The sequence below is a fragment of the Candidatus Polarisedimenticolia bacterium genome (genome assembly GCA_036001465.1).
In the GTDB taxonomy this organism is placed as follows: Bacteria; Acidobacteriota; Polarisedimenticolia; order Gp22-AA2; family Gp22-AA2; genus Gp22-AA3.
This window is the reverse complement of sequence record DASYUH010000013.1, coordinates 179,259-195,444: the sequence shown is the minus strand read 5'-3', so window position 1 is coordinate 195,444 and position 16,186 is coordinate 179,259. Positions and strand designations below refer to the sequence as shown.

Here is a 16,186-nt window from a genome sequence, read left to right as displayed (position 1 = left end):
AGACGGTCCCCGCGGGCGGGCCGGGGCCTACAGCGGCTGGGGGGGCTTGCCGAACAGGGAGACGCAGTCCCTGAGGGCGGCGCGGGCCCCGTTGCAGACGGCATAGCGGGGGCCGGCCCACATGGCGATCCCCGCGGTCTCGCCGCGCGGATTCATGCAGAAGAACTTGACCTGGAACCGCGGCCGGCCGTCGGGGAACAGGTGGCGGGGGTTCTTCTCGGCCTCGGCGATCCGCTTCAGGGCACGCAGGCCGCTCTCCACCGGCGACAGGCCCTGGCGCATGAACTCGACGACCGTGTGCGAGCCGCACGTGGCGATGGTCGCCTCGCCCCGGCCGGTCGCGCCGCATGACCCGGCGCGGTCGTCGGTGTAGATGCCGGCGCCCACGACGGGCGTATCCCCCAGTCGGCCGGGAATCTTGAAGAACAGGCCGCAGGTGCTGGTGCACGAGACCAGCGTCCCCTGCGGCGCCAGGGCGCTGATGTGCACGGTCCCCTGCGGCCGGAAGTCCTCGTCGCCGTACTTGTCGATGTACCAGCGGATGTCCGGGTCGTCGGCCTCGGAGGCGGCGTCGACCCAGTCGTCGTGGCCGCTGAGCCGTTCCTTCCAGTAGAGCCAGATCTTGCGCGATCGCTCGGTCAACAGGTTTTCCTCGACCATGCCGTGGGCGCGCGCGAAGCGCCGTGCCCCCTCACCGACGAGGAAGACCCTGTCGCTCCGCTCCATCACCAGCCGGGCGACGCTCGAGGGATGCCGGATGCACTGCAGCGCCCCGACCGATCCGGACCGGAGCGTCGCGCCCTCCATCACCGAGGCATCGAGCTCGACGACGCCGTCCTCGTTCGGGATGCCCCCATAGCCGACCGAGACGTCGTTCGGATCGTCCTCCACCACGTGGATGGCGGCGAGCACCGCTCCCAGAGGGTCGGAGCCCTGCTTGAGCAGCGGAATGGCCTGTTCCATGCCGGCCAGTGAATTCTCGCTGCCGATCAGGATCGCCTTCCCCTTGGCCGGCGCGGCCGCGGGCCGATTCCCGGGAGAGGGGACGCCGGTCGCCGGGCCGCCGGGAGCTCCCGACCCGCCGGAAGATTCGGCCGCCTGCCGCTCGGGCGCCGCCGGGCCGCACGCGCCCGCGCCCGCGGCCAGCGCGGCGCCGCCAAGGAGCGACGCCCGCTTGACGAACCCTCTCCGGCTCAGGCGCGCGCTCATGCGGCGGAATTCTCCCCGGCGCCCGCGGCCGCCCGGGCCACCTCCGGTATCGCCTCTCCCGCGGGGGCCTCGGGCGGCACCAGGAGGGAGGGGGCCGGCTCCCAGGGATTGTCCTCCTGCAGGCCTTCGAGCGAGACGTCGATGCCGTAGGCCGCGAACGCCTGCCGGTAGGTGTCGAAATGCGCCCGGAGGTGGCGGGCGGTCGAGCGGTAGCCGTAGTTGAGCATGGCGACGCGCGAGCCGTAGTTCAGGATGTTCTCCATGAACATGAACGAGTCGGTGGGAGGCGGCTCGATCAGGAAGATGCGGGATTCCGGGTGGTGGGCGCGGAATCGCTCGAGCCCCAGGGCCAGCTTCTCGCGCGCCGAGATCCGCTGCGTCTGGTCCACCACGAAGGTGATCCCCTTGTCCCGGATGCGCGAGCAGTGGCCGGAGAAGGTCGGTATCGCCACCCGTTCCGGGTCGTTGTGCAGGGGAATGATGGGATTGACCAGGACCAGGAAGCGCGACCCGCGCTCGATCGGCATGTCCACGTGCGCCACGCCGGCCACGCCGCCGTCCACGAAATCCAGCCCCTTGAGGCTCACCGGCTGGAAGTAGAGGGGCAGGGCGGAGGACGCCGCGATGGCGTCGGAGATCGGCACGTCGCGCCACCCGGGCGTTCCGAACAGGACCTTGTCCCCGGTGTCGAGGTGGATCGCCGGGATGTAGAGCTCGCGCGTCAGCTGCTCGAAGGAGTTGACGCACTCCGGACGCGACAGCAGGCGCCTGAGATACGCCTGGTACTTGGCGAGGCTGTACAGGCCGGGAGGCATGTTCTCTTCCAGGGCGTACAGCGCCCGGGCCACGGAGAAGAGCTTCGGATTGCGGCGGTAGAAGCGGAAGAGCGCCGGCACGACCCGGAGCGCCTTCATGACGGACGATTTCATCTCCTTCCAGTCGATCTCGATGATGTCGTCCTGCTTGAAGTTCAGGGGCGACTCGGTGTTGTGGATGATCGCCCGGCCGACGTCGCCGGGAGGCACGCGGTTGGCCATCAGCGCCGCGACCACGGCTCCGCCGCTCGTGCCGACGAAAATGTCGAAGTCGTTGACGGAGAACGAGCCGGAGAAGAAATGGTCGAGGGCCTGCAGGGCCCCGAACTCGTACATGGCGCCCGTGATGCCGCCCCCGGCGAGCACCAGGCTGAGCGCGGCGCGACGTTCCGCGCCGCTCATGGGCGCGCCTCCGGGCCGGCGGCCGCGTCGGGGACGTCGACCGAGACGATGCGCCACTCGCTGTCGACGGAGAATCCCATCATGAAGCTGCCCTTGATGCGGCTGCGCGCCCTGAGGACGATCCGCGTCTGGCGGCCGGGGAGCACCGTGACACGCGCCCCATCGGATTCGAGCAGGCGCCAGGTCCCCGATCCCGACTGCTTGCCGGCGGCCGCCACCACGATGTTGTGGCTGCCCGCACCCAGCTCCACGTCGTAGGCCGCCTTGCGATCGAGGTACAGGATCTCGTGGCCCTTGACCTTCTCGGTGGCGCTGCCGGGGATGAACTGCAGCAGCTCGTGGCGCGGCGCCCCCTGGAGCGGGCTCCGCGTGTCCCAGTGGTCCGGGACGTGGTCGGCCGTCGTGCACAGGATGGCCAGGGCCATGTCGCTCATCTCGCCCACTTCCTCGCCTCCCCGCCGCTCCAGGCCCTTCGGGAGCTTTCTGAGGGCGATCGCCGACACCTCCGAGGGCTTGTCCCCTTCGTCGCCGGCGGCAAACTCGATGCGCAGGGTTCCCGTCCGCTCCGACGCCGGCCGCGGCAGCGGGGCCGGCTCGGCGCGCGGCATCGACGCCTGTCGCCGCCGCATGGCCTCGAGGACGCGGTCGGGGACGCCCGCCGTCCGCAGCTCCTGGATCATCTCGGTCGACAGATCGAAATCGACCTGGCGCGCCTCGATCGTCGCCAGGACCTCGCTCTCCGGGGTGCGAGTCATGAGCATCCGGACCACGTCCTCGTTGGTCAGGCGCGCCGCGCGGGCGGAAGCGGCCGCGCGCTGCGGCCACGAGGCCGCGAGCGCGGCGAGGAACAGGAGGACGATCGGGGGGGCGAGGCTCCGCGCCGGGCCGGGATCCCCGGTCGCTCGCCGGGTGCCCCGCGCCCTCATGCCCCGTCCATCTGCAGGAGAATCGACTCCGCCGCCTCGAGGGGATCGTCCGATTTGACGATCGGGCGGCCGACCACGAGGTAATCGGCGCCGGCCTCGATGGCCGCCCGGGGAGTGAGCGTGCGCGACTGGTCGTCCGTGTCCCCCCCCTCGAGCCTGATGCCCGGGGTGACGATCAGGAAGTCGCGGCCGCAGGACTCGCGGATGATCCTCGCCTCGCGCGGCGAGCAGACGATGCCATCGAGCCCGGCGGCCTTGCCGAGGCCGGCCAGAGTCACCACCTGATCCTCGATGGATCGGCCGATGCCGAGCTGCTCCATGTCCTCCGCGGAGAGGCTGGTGAGAACGGTGACCCCCAGCACCTTGGGGCGCGGCACGCGGTACACCTGGCAGTGCGCCTCCAGCTCATCCACCGAGCGCCGCGCCATCATCGCGCCGCCGGAGAGATGGATGGTGAACATGCCGACCCCCAGCCGTGCCGCGGCGACGGCTGCGCGCGCCACCGTGTTCGGTATGTCGTGGAACTTGAGGTCGAGAAAAATCTGGCCGCCCTTCTCCAGGATCTCGCGGACCAGCGGGGGGCCGCAGGCGGTGAAGAGCTCGACGCCAATCTTGAATCTCTGCACCTTGGGGCGGAGCGCCGCGACCAGAGACAGGGCGTTCTCGCGAGAATTCACATCCAGGGCGACGATGAGTCGGTCAGCGGCCGGCATCGCGGAAATGGTTGCAGAACTCGCTCCGCTTTGCAAGGTCGGCGGGGCCCGGGGCCTCTCCAGTCACGGGTGGCGGGCCGCAGCCCGCCCGGCCCGCCGCTCGGAGCCGGGGAGGTCTCCGCGCGCGGCGCCGCGATCTTGACCCGACGCGGCGGCAGGCCGATAATCCAGAAGCATGAATGCGGGCGCGCGGAACGTGATGCTCCTGGCCGGCGGGGCGGTGCTCGTCGTGGCGGTGCTCGGAGCGTACGCGCTCCACCGGGCCCCGACGGGCGAGGCCGATGTGCGGATCATCGCCCACGGTGAACGGGTCGACCTCGAGCGGCACACCGTCCCGGGGAAGTACACCGTCTTCGACTTCTACGCGGTGTGGTGCCCGCCGTGCCGCGCGCTCAGCCCGGCGCTCGAGAAGCTGGCGGCGAGGAACCCGGGGACGCTCGCGATCCGCAAGGTCGACATCGTCGATTGGACGATGCCGGTGGCGGAGCAGCACGGCATCGAGGAGCTGCCGTTTCTGGTGCTGTTCGACAAGGCCGGGAACAGGCTGGCCGACGGTGAGAAGGTCTTCGACGAGCTGAACACCCTCTACGGCGACGCCGCGCTGGACGTCGGCCGCGCCACCGAGAAGCCCGCGGCCACATCGATGTGACCGGATCGCTCAGACCGCGGCCGGTCCGGGCGTGGTCCCTGCCGGAAGCCTCAGGGTCCCGGTCAGGTCCCGCACGGCGCGCACCCCTTCGCCGCGGCACCAGGCGTCGATCTCCCGCACCAGTCGCGTCGTCGCACCCGGATCGACGAAGTTCAGAGTGCCCACCTGCACGGCCGCGCTTCCCGCCACGATGAACTCCAGGGCATCCCGGCAGTTCGCGATGCCCCCCATGCCCATGATCGGCAGGTCGACCGCGGAGCGCACGCGCTGCACCATGTAAAGGGCCAGGGGCTTGATGGCGGGTCCGGACAGTCCTCCGACGACGTTGTCGAGCACCGGCCGCCGTGTCTTCAGATCGATGGCCATGCCGAGGAAGGTGTTCACCAGCGACAGGATGTCCGCGCCCCCCTCCTTCGCGGCCGTCGCCGCGACCGCCACGTCGGTGATGTTGGGGGTCAGCTTCACGATCAGCGGAAGATCGGGCGCGGCGCGGCGCACCGCCCCGACGACCTCGCGGATGACCGGCGGCGACACACCGAAGGCGAGGCCGCCCTTTTCGGTGTTGGGGCAGGAGAGATTGAGCTCGATGGCGTCGAGTCCGGGGGCGCCGTTGAGCCGCCGCGCCACGGCGACGTACTCGTCCTGCGTTTCGCCGAACACGTTGGCGATCACCGCCGTGCCGCAGCCGCGCAGCGCGGGGAGCTTCTCCGCCAGGAACGCCTCGACCCCGACATTGGCCAGGCCGATGGCGTTCAGCATGCCGGACGCGGTCTCGCAGGTGCGCGGCGGCGCGTTGCCGCGGCGCGGCAGAAGGGAGAGCCCCTTGGTGACGAAGCCGCCGAGATCGTTCAGATCGAGGTACGGCCGGAACTCCGCGCCGTAGCCGAAGGTGCCGCTCGCCGCCACCACCGGGTTCTTCAGGCGCAGCGGCCCGAGCTGCACCCGCAGGTCGGTCGCGCCGTCGGATCGGCGCGCCGGGGTCACAGCGCCACCTCGGAGGCGCGGAAGATGGGCCCCTCGGTGCACACGCGGCGGAACAGCGGTCCCCGTGCATCCCCCGGGCAGGGGACGACGCAGCCGAGGCAGACGCCGATGCCGCACGGCATCTGGGACTCGAGGGCGAGCTGGCAGGCGACCCCCGCCCCGGTCGCCACGGCCCCGACCGCCTTCAACATCGGCGTCGGGCCGCAGACGAACAGCTCCAGGTGATCCGCGGCCTTCCTTGCGGCGAGCAGAGTCTCGAGGAGCCGGGTGACGAACCCCCGGGTCCCGGTGCTCCCGTCCTCGGTCGCCAGCCGCACCGGGATCCGCCGCGAGCGGAAGAAGTCCAGCGCCACCAGGTCCCGCTTCGACCGCCCCCCGTACAGGAGCACCGGCGACGGGCCGCGCCCCTTCCGGAGCGCCTCCGCCAGAAAAGGGAAGATGGCGATCCCGATCCCTCCGGCCACCAGGACCGGGCGGGTCCCGGGCTCCGGCAGGCGGAACCCGTTGCCGAGCGGGCCCAGGGTCCCGAGGAGGGCCCCTCTCGGCTGCTGCGACAGGTAGCGCGTCCCCGTCCCCACGACCTTGTAGAGGATCTGGATCAGCCCGCGGCGCCCGGGGAGAACGCGGTAGATGCTCATCGGGCGGCGCAGGAGGGGATCCGATCCCGCACGCGTCTGGATCATCACGAACTGGCCGGCGCGGGCCTCGCGCGCGATTCGGGCCGATTCGAGAGTCAGGAGGAAATGATCCCGGTTCAGGGCTTCGTGGCGGACCACCGGGGCCGGGGAATCGGACGGCATGCCGAGGGCGGACTATATCAGAACGCCCCGGGCCGGACAACGCGCGCCACGCGAGGAATGGACCCGCGTGCCTGTGCTACCATCGACCGGCGTGACCTTCCCGAAGCTGGTCGTCCACGCGTCCGTGGCCGGGCTGTACGGCGGTCTCGTCGTGGCCCTTCTGCTCGCGCTCGGCAACCCCGGAGCCGCCTTGCGGGGCGGCGCCGGCGTCAGCCTCCTCGTCGTGATCGCCGGGTTCGCGATCGCGACCGGTCTCTTCTGGCCGCTTCTCTACGCCGGGCTGCGCTTTTTCGCCCGCCATCCGCTGCGCCTTCCGTGGCTGAGCCTCAGGTACATCGTGGGATTTCACGCCGTCAACACGGCCGCGATCCTGACGGCGGGCTGGGTCATGCTTTCGGACAACCGGGCGGCCCTCGGACCCCGGGATGCCGAGAGGCTGGCGAGCGCGTGCCTGTGGCTCAGCCTGGCCTGGCTCGTCGCCGCCGCGATCACGATCGTGCCGCGTCTCAGGCGCCGCGCCTGGATGCAGGCGGCCGCCGGCGCCACCGCCGTGGTTGCCCTGGTCATGGCCGCCTCCGGCGGAATCCCGGCGCCCGCCGCGGAGGCGCTCGTGACCGGATCGCTGTCGCCGCCGCCCGGCGGCGCGCCGGGCGCCGGCCCGCCCCCGGAGGGCATGGGCCCGATCCCGCGCGCATCCTCCGAGCTCCGTTCGCAAGGACCAGGCGGTGCGGCCCCGGCCCCGCGGCGCGATGCCGCCGCACACCGGCTCCTCCTGTTGAATTTCGATGGGGCCGATCTCGACAGCATTCTGACGATGCATGCGCAGGGGAGGCTCCCGGCCTTCTCCCATATCATTCGGGAGGGCGCCAGCGGGCGACTCGTGTCGCTCCGGCCCTGCGTGGCACCGGTCACGCGCGCGTCTCTGGCCACCGGCATGCTGCCGTACCGGCATGGCGTGCGCTCCAGCCGGGCCGTGAGCGTCCTGCGCCGCGATCCGTGGCTGGAAGTGACCCCGCCCGGGATCGGATTCGAGGTCCTCCTGGCCCCGGTCCTGGCCCGCCGATTTCTGGGAGTCTCCGACCGGACCACGCCGGCGCTGTGGGAGATCGGCGGTCGCATGGGGTTCGCCATGGCCAGCGACGGCTGGGACACCGACCTCGATACGGCGTCCCGGGCGGTGCCGGGGACCGGCCCGAAGTGGTTCGCCGATCTCCTCGACCCGGAGGCCCTGCGTCTCCAGGAAGCGGAGTCGAGGGCCCTCGTGGCCGAGGTCGCCCGGGCGGCCGCCGCCGACGAGGAGGTGATTGGCGCGATGCGCCGGGCCCGCGAAGGGGACGATCGGCGGATCGCCGCGTTCTCGTTCCCCGGGCTCGACCGGGTGGCGCACGTCTTCCTGCGCTACGCCCGGCCCGCCGAATTCGGCAACGTCTCCGAACGGGACATCGACCTGTTCGGCCCGGTCCTCGAGCGCTATTACCAGAGAATCGACGCCATCGTCGGAGAATCCCTGGCGCAGGGCCCCGGCGACACCCTGGTTCTCGTCACCTCGACGCACGGGATCGAGCCGATGACACTGGGCGCGCGGTTCCTCAAGGAGATGACGCGCGGCGGTCCCTGGTCCGGGGTCCACGATCGCGGTCCCTCGGGGTTCCTGTTCGCGCTCGGGCCGAACGTCCGGCGCGGCCAGCAGTTCGGGAAGGGCTCGCTCGCCGACGTCGTGCCAAGCGCCCTGTACGCCCTCGGCCTGCCGGTGGCGAGGGACTCCGACGGCACCATCCTGACCGGCCTGTTCAGCGAGGCGTACACCGCTTCCCATCCGGTGACGGTGGTCGGCAGCTACGGCAAGGCCCGCTGAGTTGACTCCTCGCGTGGTCTCGGCTATTCTTTCAGGGCCGATCGACACGAGGCGCTTTTAATCCGGTCCCGAGAGGCCGGAAAGGTGACGGCAGTGGCGGCGCAGGTCAGCGAAACCAGACACCCCGCGGAACCGCGGGATTTTTTTTGCCCATGCCTCCATGACTGATCCGAAGAGCCAGAGGGTCATGGACGCGGAAAAGATCGACCGGTCCCTGACCCGGATCGCGCACGAAATCGTCGAGCGCCATCGCGACGTCGGGCGGCTCGTCCTGGTCGGCATCCGCACGCGCGGCGTCCCTCTCTCCCAGAGGCTGCAGAGGAAGATCGCCGCCATCGAGGGGAAGGAGCTGCCCCTCGGCATCCTCGACATCAACCTGTATCGCGACGACATCACCTCGGTGGGACCCTCCGCCATCCTCAAGGAGACCATCATCCATTTCCCGATCGACGATCGGCGGGTCATCCTGGCGGACGACGTGCTGTTCACCGGGAGGACGATTCGCGCGGCGCTCGACGGCCTCATGGACTTCGGCCGGCCGAAGAGCATCGAGCTGGCGGTCCTGGTCGACCGGGGGCATCGCGAGCTGCCGATCCGCGCGGACTATGTCGGCAAGAACGTCCCGACCAGCCTGGAGGAGATGGTCCAGGTCCTGCTCAAGGAGGAGGATGGACGGGACGAGGTCCTGATCGTGAAACGGCCCGAGAAGAAGGAGAGCCGCAGGACCGCGGTCAAGGTGCCCGCGCGGGCGGCGCGATGAGCGGCATGCAGGAGGAGCCGAGGCTGCACGCGACGGGACGGAAAGGCGCGGCACCGGGGGCGCGCGCCGGCTCGGGCACGCGGCCGGCGGCGCGCCGGCCGGTTCCACCCAGGCCGGACGCTCCCGACAGGGCGCCCGCCGCCCGGGTCGAGGCGAAGGCCGCCCGTCGCGAGTCCGATCGGCCGCTTCTCGCCCTCGAGCACCGCCACCTGCTGGGCATCCTGGGACTGACGTCGGACGAGATCACGCTCATCCTGGACACGGCGCGCTCCTTCGCCGAGGTCTCGACCCGCACGGTGAAGAAGGTCCCGACGCTGCGCGGGAAGACCGTCGTCAACTTCTTCATGGAGCCGTCGACCCGCACCCGCTCGTCGTTCGAGATCGCCGAGAAGCGGTTGTCGGCCGACACGCTCAACTTCTCGCTGTCCGGCTCGAGCCTCGCGAAGGGGGAGACCCTGCTCGACACGGCGCGCAACCTCGAGGCGATGGCCCCGGACATGATCGTCATCCGGCACCAGGCCTCCGGGGCGCCGCATTTCCTGGCGCGGCACTGCCGCTCGAACATCATCAACGCGGGGGACGGGTGGCACGAGCACCCCACCCAGGCGCTCCTCGACGCCTTCACGATCCGGGAGAAGAAGGGGCGGCTCAAGGGGCTGCGCGTGGCGATCGTCGGCGATCTGATGCACAGCCGCGTCCTGCGGAGCAATCTCTTCCTCTTGAAGACCATGGGCGCCGACGTCGTCGTCTGCGCTCCGCCGACGCTCACCCCGGTCGAGCTGTCGCGCCTGGGGGCCCGGGTGACCTTCCGGATCGACGAGGCGCTCGAGGGAGCCGACGTGATCATGATGCTGCGCATCCAGAGGGAGCGCCAGCAGGGCGGGGCGTTCCCCACGGCGCGCGAGTACTACAACCTCTACGGGCTGACGGCCGAGCGCGCCCGGCGCGCCCGGCCGGACGTGATCATCATGCATCCGGGCCCGATGAACCGTGGCGTCGAGATCGACAGCGCCGTCGCCGACGGGCCCTACTCGGTCATCCTCGAGCAGGTCACGAACGGCGTGGCCGTGCGGATGGCCGTCCTCTATCTGCTGGCGGGAGGGACCCTTGGCGGGATTGCTGGTTAAAGGCGGCCGGGTGATCGACCCGGCCACGCAGACCGACGCGATCATGGACCTGCTCCTGGTCGACGGCCGCGTCGCGGAACGGCGGCCTTCCGGCCACGCCAAGGGCGGCGTGCCGGCCGGAACGACGATCGTGGACGCCCGCTCCCGCTGGGTCTGCCCCGGCCTCGTCGACATGCACGTGCACCTCAGAGAGCCGGGCGGAGAGCACAAGGAGACGATCGAGACCGGGACGAAGGCGGCGGCCGCCGGCGGCTTCACGTCGATCGCCTGCATGCCGAACACCGACCCATGGAACGACTCCCTGTCGGTGACCGAGTACATCGTGGCGGAGGCGCGTCGGCGGGGGGTGGTGAACGTCTATCCCATCGGCTGCGTCAGCAAGGGAGGGCGCGGCGAGGAGCTGGCGGAGATCGGCGACATGGTGCGCTCGGGGGCCGTGGCCGTGTCGGACGACGGCCGCCCGGTGGGGAACAGCTACCTGCTGCGCATGGCGATGGAGTACACGAAGATCTTCGGCATTCCGCTCATCGACCACTGCGAAGACTCGATGCTGAGCGCTTCGGGAGTCATGAACGAAGGGTACTACTCGACGGTCCTGGGCCTGAAGGGGATTCCGAAGGCGGCCGAGGAGGTCGCGGTCGGCACCGATCTCGCCGTCGCCGGCCTCACCGGAGGACGGCTGCACATCGCGCACCTGAGCACGCGGGGCAGCCTCGACAAGGTGCGGCAGGCCCGGCGCGACGGCCTCCAGGTGACCTGCGAGGTGACGCCGCACCACCTCGTCCTGACCGACCAGGCGGTGGCCGACTCGGATTTCGACGCGAACACCAAGATGAACCCCCCGCTGCGCGGCGAGGAGGACCGTCAGGCGCTGATCGAAGGGCTCAGGGACGGCACGATCGACGCCATCGCCTCCGACCACGCGCCGCACCACCAGGACGAGAAGCTCGTGGAGTTCGACGAAGCCCCCTTCGGGATCGCCGGGCTCGAGACCTCGGTCGCGCTCGTCATGGACCGCTTCGTGCGCCCGGGCGTCGTCGCACCGGCGCGCTTCGTCGAGCTCATGTCCCTCAACCCGGCGCGCATCCTCGGGCTCCGCAAGGGGACGCTGGCGATCGGAGCCGATGCGGACGTGACGATCATCGACCCGGACGCGGAGCGCACGGTGGACGTCACCCGGCTCCTCTCGAAATCCCGCAACACGCCCTTCCACGGCTGGACGCTGCGCGGCTGGCCGGTCGCCACCATCGTCGGCGGACGCCTCGTCCACGAGCACCTCTCCGCCGCGACCCGCTGACGGGCATGACGAGGGCGGCGCGTCTGGCGGTGGCGTGCCTGCCTGTCGTCCTCGTCGCCTGCGGCAAGCCGTTCGATCCCGCGCATGAGGACATCGTCCTCGTCGTCGTCGACACGCTGCGCGCCGACCACCTGGGGGTCTACGGGTATTCGCGCGCCACCTCGCCCCGCCTGGACGCCCTGGCGCGGCAGGCGACGGTCTTCGACGCCGCCTGGTCGGCCGCGCCCTGGACCCTTCCGTCGGTCATGTCGATCATGACGTCGCGCTACCCCTCCAGCCACAGGGTCGAGAACGACGGGATGAGGCTGGCGTCGGACGTGCCGATCCTGGCCGAGACCTTGAAGCGCGCCGGCTACGCCACCGGGGGGTTCGTCGCGCACGTGTACGTGTCGTCGACCTTCGGCTTCGGGCGGGGCTTCGAGGTGTTCGACGACTTCGGGCTGTCGCGTCCCGGCTATCGCCTCGAGGCCGGCATGGAGCCGACCGCGGACAGGGTGACCGATGCCGCGCTCGCCTGGCTCGAGCGGCAGGGCAGGAGGCCGGTGCTGCTCCTCGTGCATTATTTCGATCCGCACTGGCCGTACGATCCTCCCGAGCGCTATCGCGCCCTCTTCCCGAACGCCTACGCCGGTCCCCACGACGCCGGCTACGATTCGATCTCCAGGTACCTCGATCCGCTGGTGACGATCCCGGAGGACTACCGGTCCTTCCTGATCGACCGGTACGACGGGGAGATCCGCTTCGTGGACGATCAGATCGGCCGTCTGCTCGACGGCCTCGCCGCCGCCGGCCGCGCGCCGCGCTCCTGGGTGATCGTGACGGCGGATCACGGGGAGGAATTCAAGGACCACGGCTCGATGGGGCACGGCCGGAGGCTCTACGAGGAGGCGGTGCACGTGCCGCTGATCATCGGCCGCCCGGCGCCACCGGCCGGAGGGGGGACCGATTCCGCCCGGGTGGAGGACGCGCCGCCCGCCGGCGCGCGACGGGTGTCGGTGCCGGTCGGCGGCATCGATCTCTTCCCCACGATCGCGGAGCTCGCCGGCGTGCCGGCCCCCGCGGGGCTGCAGGGCGCGAGCCTGGTCCCCCCTTTGCCCGCCCGGCCAGATGGGCCGGGAGGCTCCGGGCCGGCGCCCGATCGCCCGCTGGTCTCGGAGACCATCCGCCTCAACGCCCACCTGAAGGCGGTGCGCCGCGAGACGCTGAAGCTCATCCAGTCGATGGACGAGAACCGCGCCGAGCTCTACGACCTCGCGGCGGATCCGCTCGAACGCCGCGACCTCGCTACGGCGCGGCCGGAGGAGAGGCGCGCCCTGGCGCAGGCGCTCTTCTCGCAGGTCGATTTCCTGTCCGGCGGATGGAACGTGCGCTGGAGCAGCGACGGCCGCAGGCGCAACTTCCAGGGGCAGCTCAAGACGCGCGGCGTCTTCCGGACCATCGTGCCGCTGTTCCGCGATCGCGGCAAGTACGTCCTCGAGTCGGACCACACGCTGAACTTCTCGGACGCCGGGCAGTCCGGAGCCAGCGGCCTGGCGTTCACCGTCGCCCCGGACGATTCGCCGGTCGAGTTCTATCTGTTGATCGACGGGCGGCCGGCCCTCGATCGCATCTTCCTGGGAGGGAACGCGATGAACCCGAAAGTCATGCCGTTCGAGCTGGAGGGGAAGCCGACGCAGGAGGCGGCGTTCCGGAAGCCGGCGCGGGCCGACGGCCGCGACCTCGGCTTTTTTCTCTGGCGCCTCCCGCCGGCCGCCCCCGACCAGGCGATTGTCCTGGACGATGAAATCCGGGAGCGACTAAGATCCCTCGGCTACATCAACTGAAGGAGGAGCGGAGAATGGCTGCACCGCAGGCAGGAGTCGGGTCGTTCACGTCGCGACTCGACGCGGCGCTGCAAGTGGCCGCAGCGCCGCTCGCCGCCGCTCTCGCCCTGGGCGGCCAGTACGTCATCTCCCTCAACCGCGGTCTCTACCGGAGCCTCGCCCCCGGAGCGGCGCTGCTCGGCCTGGCGATCCTGCTCCTGATCGTCGCCCTGGCGCGGAGGCGTCACGACGCGGGCCCTCCGGCCGATCCATCCTCGGAAATGGGGGGCCCCGCTCTCCGCCGCCTGCCGGCGAACGTCGAGTGGATCCTGGTCGCCCTGATCCTTCTCGCCGGCCTCTACGTGCGCCTCTACCGCATCGATCTCGTCCCCTGGGGACTGAACAACGACGAGGCGATCAACGCCCTGGAAGTGAAGGACGTCTCCGCCCGAAGCGGCATGGACGCCGTCCTCGGAGCCCGGAGCCTGACGACGCGCGGGCTCAGCCGGGAGACGATGTTCCACTACCTCGGCGCGTTCTCGTTCCGGATCGCGGGAATCGAGCTCAACCTCCTGAGGGCGATGCCGGCGGTGTTCGGGCTGTCGCCGCGGCTGATCCAGGACCCGCTGATGGATCTGGTGATCCCGCTGCGGGCGGTCGCCATCGCCGCCGGAGCGCTGACGCTTCTGGCGCTCTACCTGTTCGCCCGCGACCGGTTCGGCTGGTTCGTCGCCCTCCTGGCGACGGCGTTTCTCGCGTTCTCTCCCTGGCACATCCTCTACAGCCGGGTGGGGGAGCGGGCCGTCCTGGCGCCCCTGTTCGCCATCGCCACGGTCGGCTTCTTCCTGAAGGCCTTCGAGTCGGGCCGGATGCGCGACCACGTGGCGTGGGGCCTCGCCCTGGGGCTCGGCTTCTGGAGCTACACGTCGTTTCGCGCCATCCCGATGGCCATGGTGGCCTTCGCCCTCCTGCGACGCCCGCTCGGCTGGGCCCCGGGAGGCTCCGGCGATCCGAGGGCGCGGCGGGCGGCGTATGCCGCGATCGGCATCGCGGCCGGCCTCCTCGTCGTGCAGATGCTCTCGTCGCCGGTCGGCGTTCTGGGGTTCCTGACGCGCGGCGCCTACGCTACCCTGGTCACGCCCCAGGCGAATTTCCCGCTCAATGTCCTCTGCTCGCTCGGGCTGGCCCATTTCGTCCCGGGGCGCTACGCCGTCATCCAGAGCGCCGCCTTCATCAGCGACGGCATGAGCACGACCTACGGCCTGATTGGCCTGGCGCCGGAGACCACGGTCGTGGCGGCGCTGTCGGCGCTCGGCCTGGTCTACGCCGCCTGGCGCGCCCTGCGCCGCCGGGACGCCGCGTGCGGGCTTCTCGTCCTCTGCGTCCTGGCGCTCGTCGCGACCGTCGGCGTCGCCGGCCCCAGCCTGACGCGCCTGCTCGTGAACGACCCCTGGCTGTGCCTGGTCGCGGCGCTCTTCGTCTCCCGGATGGTCTTCGATCTGGCCGCCATCCGGCCGCCGCTCACCGCCTGGGCCGCCGGCCTCTTGATCGTGCCCCTGGTCGCCTGGAGCGGCGCGCAGGGGTTCTCGAACTATTTCCTGCGCGCCGGGAAGTCGGAGCAGGCGATGCAGAACTTCGGCGCCACGCAGACGATCATGGGGATGTTCGTCCGCGCCCTGCCGCCCGACCGGCTGGTGTACGTGCTGCACACCCTGCGCGTCGACACCCTGCGATACCTGATCGGCGACCGCCCCGGCGTCTATCTGATCAGCGATCCCTCCACCGTCGACTTCGACGGCGTCATCAAGTCGCCGAGGAGCGCGACCTTCGTCATCGAGTTCGCCCGCCCGTTCGCCGAGGCGATGCGCTACCTGATCATGCGCTACCCGCTCGGGGACGCCACCCAGATCGCCGACGCCCGCCTCGATCCCGACAAGATCCTGTTCTACACGTTCACGCTCTGGAAGGACGAGAACGGCCAGGCGGTGCCGCCGCCCGACGCCTTCGCGCCGGGGGCGCCGCCCCCCGGGCCGCCGGCCTTCGCCCCCCCACCCTCTTGACATTCACCTGATTTACACCTAATCTGCTTGTCGGCCGGGGGACCGCTCTTTCGGGACCGTCTCCGGGGGGAGCGCGCCCAGGCAGGGACCCCGGCCGCGACCTTCATCTTGATTGCGGGCGTCCACGCCCGCCGGGAGTCCGAAGATGGCGCGCGCGCAGGCAGTGCAGACAGGCACCCTCACGAAGCGGCAGCAGATCGTCTTCGAGTTCATCAAGGGATACATCCAGGCGCACGGCGTCTCCCCGTCCTACGAGGAGATCCGCCGGAACTTCGGCTTCGGCTCCTACAACTCCGTCCAGAAGCACCTCAAGAGCCTGGTCACGAAGGGTTTCTTGAAGACTCCCTGGGGGAACCAGAAGCGGGCCCTCATGCTGGTCGAGCCCGGCCCGGCCACGACCATCCTGACCCTTCTCGGGCGGGTGGCCGCCGGCCGCCCGATCGAGGCGATCCAGAACCCCGACACCGTCGAGGTCCCCGAGATGCTCCTGCGCGGCGAGGACAACTTCGCCCTGCGCGTGGTCGGCGACAGCATGGTGGACGAGGGGATCCGCGACGGCGACATCGTCATCGTCAAGAGCCAGCGCGATGCCAAGAACGGCCAGACCGTGGTCGCCCTGATCGGCGACGAGGCGACCATCAAGCAGTACTACCGCCGCGGCGCCCGCATCGAGCTGCGCCCCGCCAACCCGCGCATGTCGTCGCTGGTGGTGAGCGAAGATGATCTCCAGCTGCAGGGGATCGTGGTGGGGCTGATCCGGAAGTTCGACCGGTAACGTCGCCGTCTC

The 16,186-nt window shown here is 70.6% G+C and carries 14 protein-coding genes; 8 read left to right on the top strand and 6 right to left on the bottom strand.

The genetic code is table 11. The annotated features are described in order from the left end of the window. Nucleotides 1–27 precede the first annotated feature (27 nt). Genes VGV60_03060 through pyrF form a run of 4 tightly spaced genes read right to left on the bottom strand, consistent with a single transcriptional unit; the run spans nt 28 to nt 4,065 of the window. Nucleotides 28–1,209, bottom strand: a complete 1,182-nt coding sequence (locus VGV60_03060) for a N(4)-(beta-N-acetylglucosaminyl)-L-asparaginase (protein HEV8700232.1) — start codon at nt 1,207–1,209, stop codon at nt 28–30. Beyond that, entirely contained in the window at nt 1,206–2,426 is a 1,221-nt protein-coding gene (locus VGV60_03055; GenBank protein HEV8700231.1) for a patatin-like phospholipase family protein, read from the bottom strand. Before VGV60_03055 ends, VGV60_03060 begins: the two co-directional genes overlap by 4 nt. Continuing rightward, on the bottom strand, nt 2,423–3,352 hold the full coding sequence (locus VGV60_03050; GenBank protein HEV8700230.1) for a hypothetical protein: 930 nt from the start codon (nt 3,350–3,352) through the stop codon (nt 2,423–2,425). The genes VGV60_03055 and VGV60_03050 overlap by 4 nt, the downstream gene beginning before the upstream one ends. Next, entirely contained in the window at nt 3,349–4,065 is a 717-nt protein-coding gene (pyrF, locus tag VGV60_03045) for an orotidine-5'-phosphate decarboxylase (protein HEV8700229.1), read from the bottom strand. Before pyrF ends, VGV60_03050 begins: the two co-directional genes overlap by 4 nt. Before the next feature lie 175 nt (nt 4,066–4,240). Here pyrF and VGV60_03040 point away from each other — a divergent pair, with 175 nt between their 5' ends. Further along, the gene (locus VGV60_03040) at nt 4,241–4,714 is read left to right on the top strand and encodes a thioredoxin family protein (protein HEV8700228.1); all 474 of its coding nucleotides are present in this window, start codon (nt 4,241–4,243) and stop codon (nt 4,712–4,714) included. Between the two features lie 9 nt (nt 4,715–4,723). Here the strand turns inward: VGV60_03040 and VGV60_03035 are convergent, their stop codons facing one another. Further along, nucleotides 4,724–5,698, bottom strand: coding sequence for a dihydroorotate dehydrogenase (locus VGV60_03035; GenBank protein HEV8700227.1), 975 nt, complete (start codon nt 5,696–5,698; stop codon nt 4,724–4,726). Continuing rightward, complete coding sequence (locus VGV60_03030) at nt 5,695–6,498, bottom strand: dihydroorotate dehydrogenase electron transfer subunit (protein HEV8700226.1); 804 nt, start codon at nt 6,496–6,498, stop codon at nt 5,695–5,697. Before VGV60_03030 ends, VGV60_03035 begins: the two co-directional genes overlap by 4 nt. Before the next feature lie 67 nt (nt 6,499–6,565). Here VGV60_03030 and VGV60_03025 point away from each other — a divergent pair, with 67 nt between their 5' ends. The 7 genes from VGV60_03025 (at nt 6,566) to lexA (ending at nt 16,174) form a co-directional block, all read left to right on the top strand. Further along, nucleotides 6,566–8,353, top strand: a complete 1,788-nt coding sequence (locus VGV60_03025) for an alkaline phosphatase family protein (GenBank protein ID HEV8700225.1) — start codon at nt 6,566–6,568, stop codon at nt 8,351–8,353. Nucleotides 8,354–8,513: 160 nt separating this feature from the next. Beyond that, on the top strand, nt 8,514–9,113 hold the full coding sequence (gene pyrR, locus VGV60_03020) for a bifunctional pyr operon transcriptional regulator/uracil phosphoribosyltransferase PyrR (protein ID HEV8700224.1): 600 nt from the start codon (nt 8,514–8,516) through the stop codon (nt 9,111–9,113). After that, on the top strand, nt 9,110–10,240 hold the full coding sequence (locus VGV60_03015; GenBank protein ID HEV8700223.1) for an aspartate carbamoyltransferase catalytic subunit: 1,131 nt from the start codon (nt 9,110–9,112) through the stop codon (nt 10,238–10,240). The genes pyrR and VGV60_03015 overlap by 4 nt, the downstream gene beginning before the upstream one ends. Next, entirely contained in the window at nt 10,230–11,537 is a 1,308-nt protein-coding gene (locus VGV60_03010; protein HEV8700222.1) for a dihydroorotase, read from the top strand. The genes VGV60_03015 and VGV60_03010 overlap by 11 nt, the downstream gene beginning before the upstream one ends. Before the next feature lie 5 nt (nt 11,538–11,542). Beyond that, nucleotides 11,543–13,360 carry a sulfatase gene (locus VGV60_03005; GenBank protein ID HEV8700221.1) on the top strand — a complete coding sequence of 606 codons (1,818 nt, stop codon included), beginning with the start codon at nt 11,543–11,545 and terminating at the stop codon, nt 13,358–13,360. Nucleotides 13,361–13,374: 14 nt separating this feature from the next. After that, nucleotides 13,375–15,399 (top strand): glycosyltransferase family 39 protein, encoded by a 2,025-nt coding sequence (locus VGV60_03000; GenBank protein ID HEV8700220.1) that lies wholly within the window; start codon nt 13,375–13,377, stop codon nt 15,397–15,399. 145 nt (nt 15,400–15,544) lie between these two features. Further along, a complete protein-coding gene (lexA, locus tag VGV60_02995) occupies nt 15,545–16,174 on the top strand; it encodes a transcriptional repressor LexA (GenBank protein HEV8700219.1) in 630 nt (209 codons plus the stop codon). Nucleotides 16,175–16,186: the final 12 nt, after the last annotated feature.

Excerpts from the sequence above, each read along its gene's own strand:
- pyrF (HEV8700229.1), bottom strand. The coding sequence starts at position 4,065 with ATGCCGGCCGCTGACCGACTCATCGTCGCCCTGGATGTGAATTCTCGC.
- VGV60_03005 (HEV8700221.1), top strand. The coding sequence starts at position 11,543 with ATGACGAGGGCGGCGCGTCTGGCGGTGGCGTGCCTGCCTGTCGTCCTC.
- VGV60_03050 (HEV8700230.1), bottom strand. The coding sequence starts at position 3,352 with ATGAGGGCGCGGGGCACCCGGCGAGCGACCGGGGATCCCGGCCCGGCG.
- VGV60_03060 (HEV8700232.1), bottom strand. The coding sequence starts at position 1,209 with ATGAGCGCGCGCCTGAGCCGGAGAGGGTTCGTCAAGCGGGCGTCGCTC.
- VGV60_03040 (HEV8700228.1), top strand. The coding sequence starts at position 4,241 with ATGAATGCGGGCGCGCGGAACGTGATGCTCCTGGCCGGCGGGGCGGTG.
- VGV60_03000 (HEV8700220.1), top strand. The coding sequence starts at position 13,375 with ATGGCTGCACCGCAGGCAGGAGTCGGGTCGTTCACGTCGCGACTCGAC.
- pyrR (HEV8700224.1), top strand. The coding sequence starts at position 8,514 with ATGACTGATCCGAAGAGCCAGAGGGTCATGGACGCGGAAAAGATCGAC.
- lexA (HEV8700219.1), top strand. The coding sequence starts at position 15,545 with ATGGCGCGCGCGCAGGCAGTGCAGACAGGCACCCTCACGAAGCGGCAG.
- VGV60_03030 (HEV8700226.1), bottom strand. The coding sequence starts at position 6,498 with ATGCCGTCCGATTCCCCGGCCCCGGTGGTCCGCCACGAAGCCCTGAAC.
- VGV60_03015 (HEV8700223.1), top strand. The coding sequence starts at position 9,110 with ATGAGCGGCATGCAGGAGGAGCCGAGGCTGCACGCGACGGGACGGAAA.
- VGV60_03055 (HEV8700231.1), bottom strand. The coding sequence starts at position 2,426 with ATGAGCGGCGCGGAACGTCGCGCCGCGCTCAGCCTGGTGCTCGCCGGG.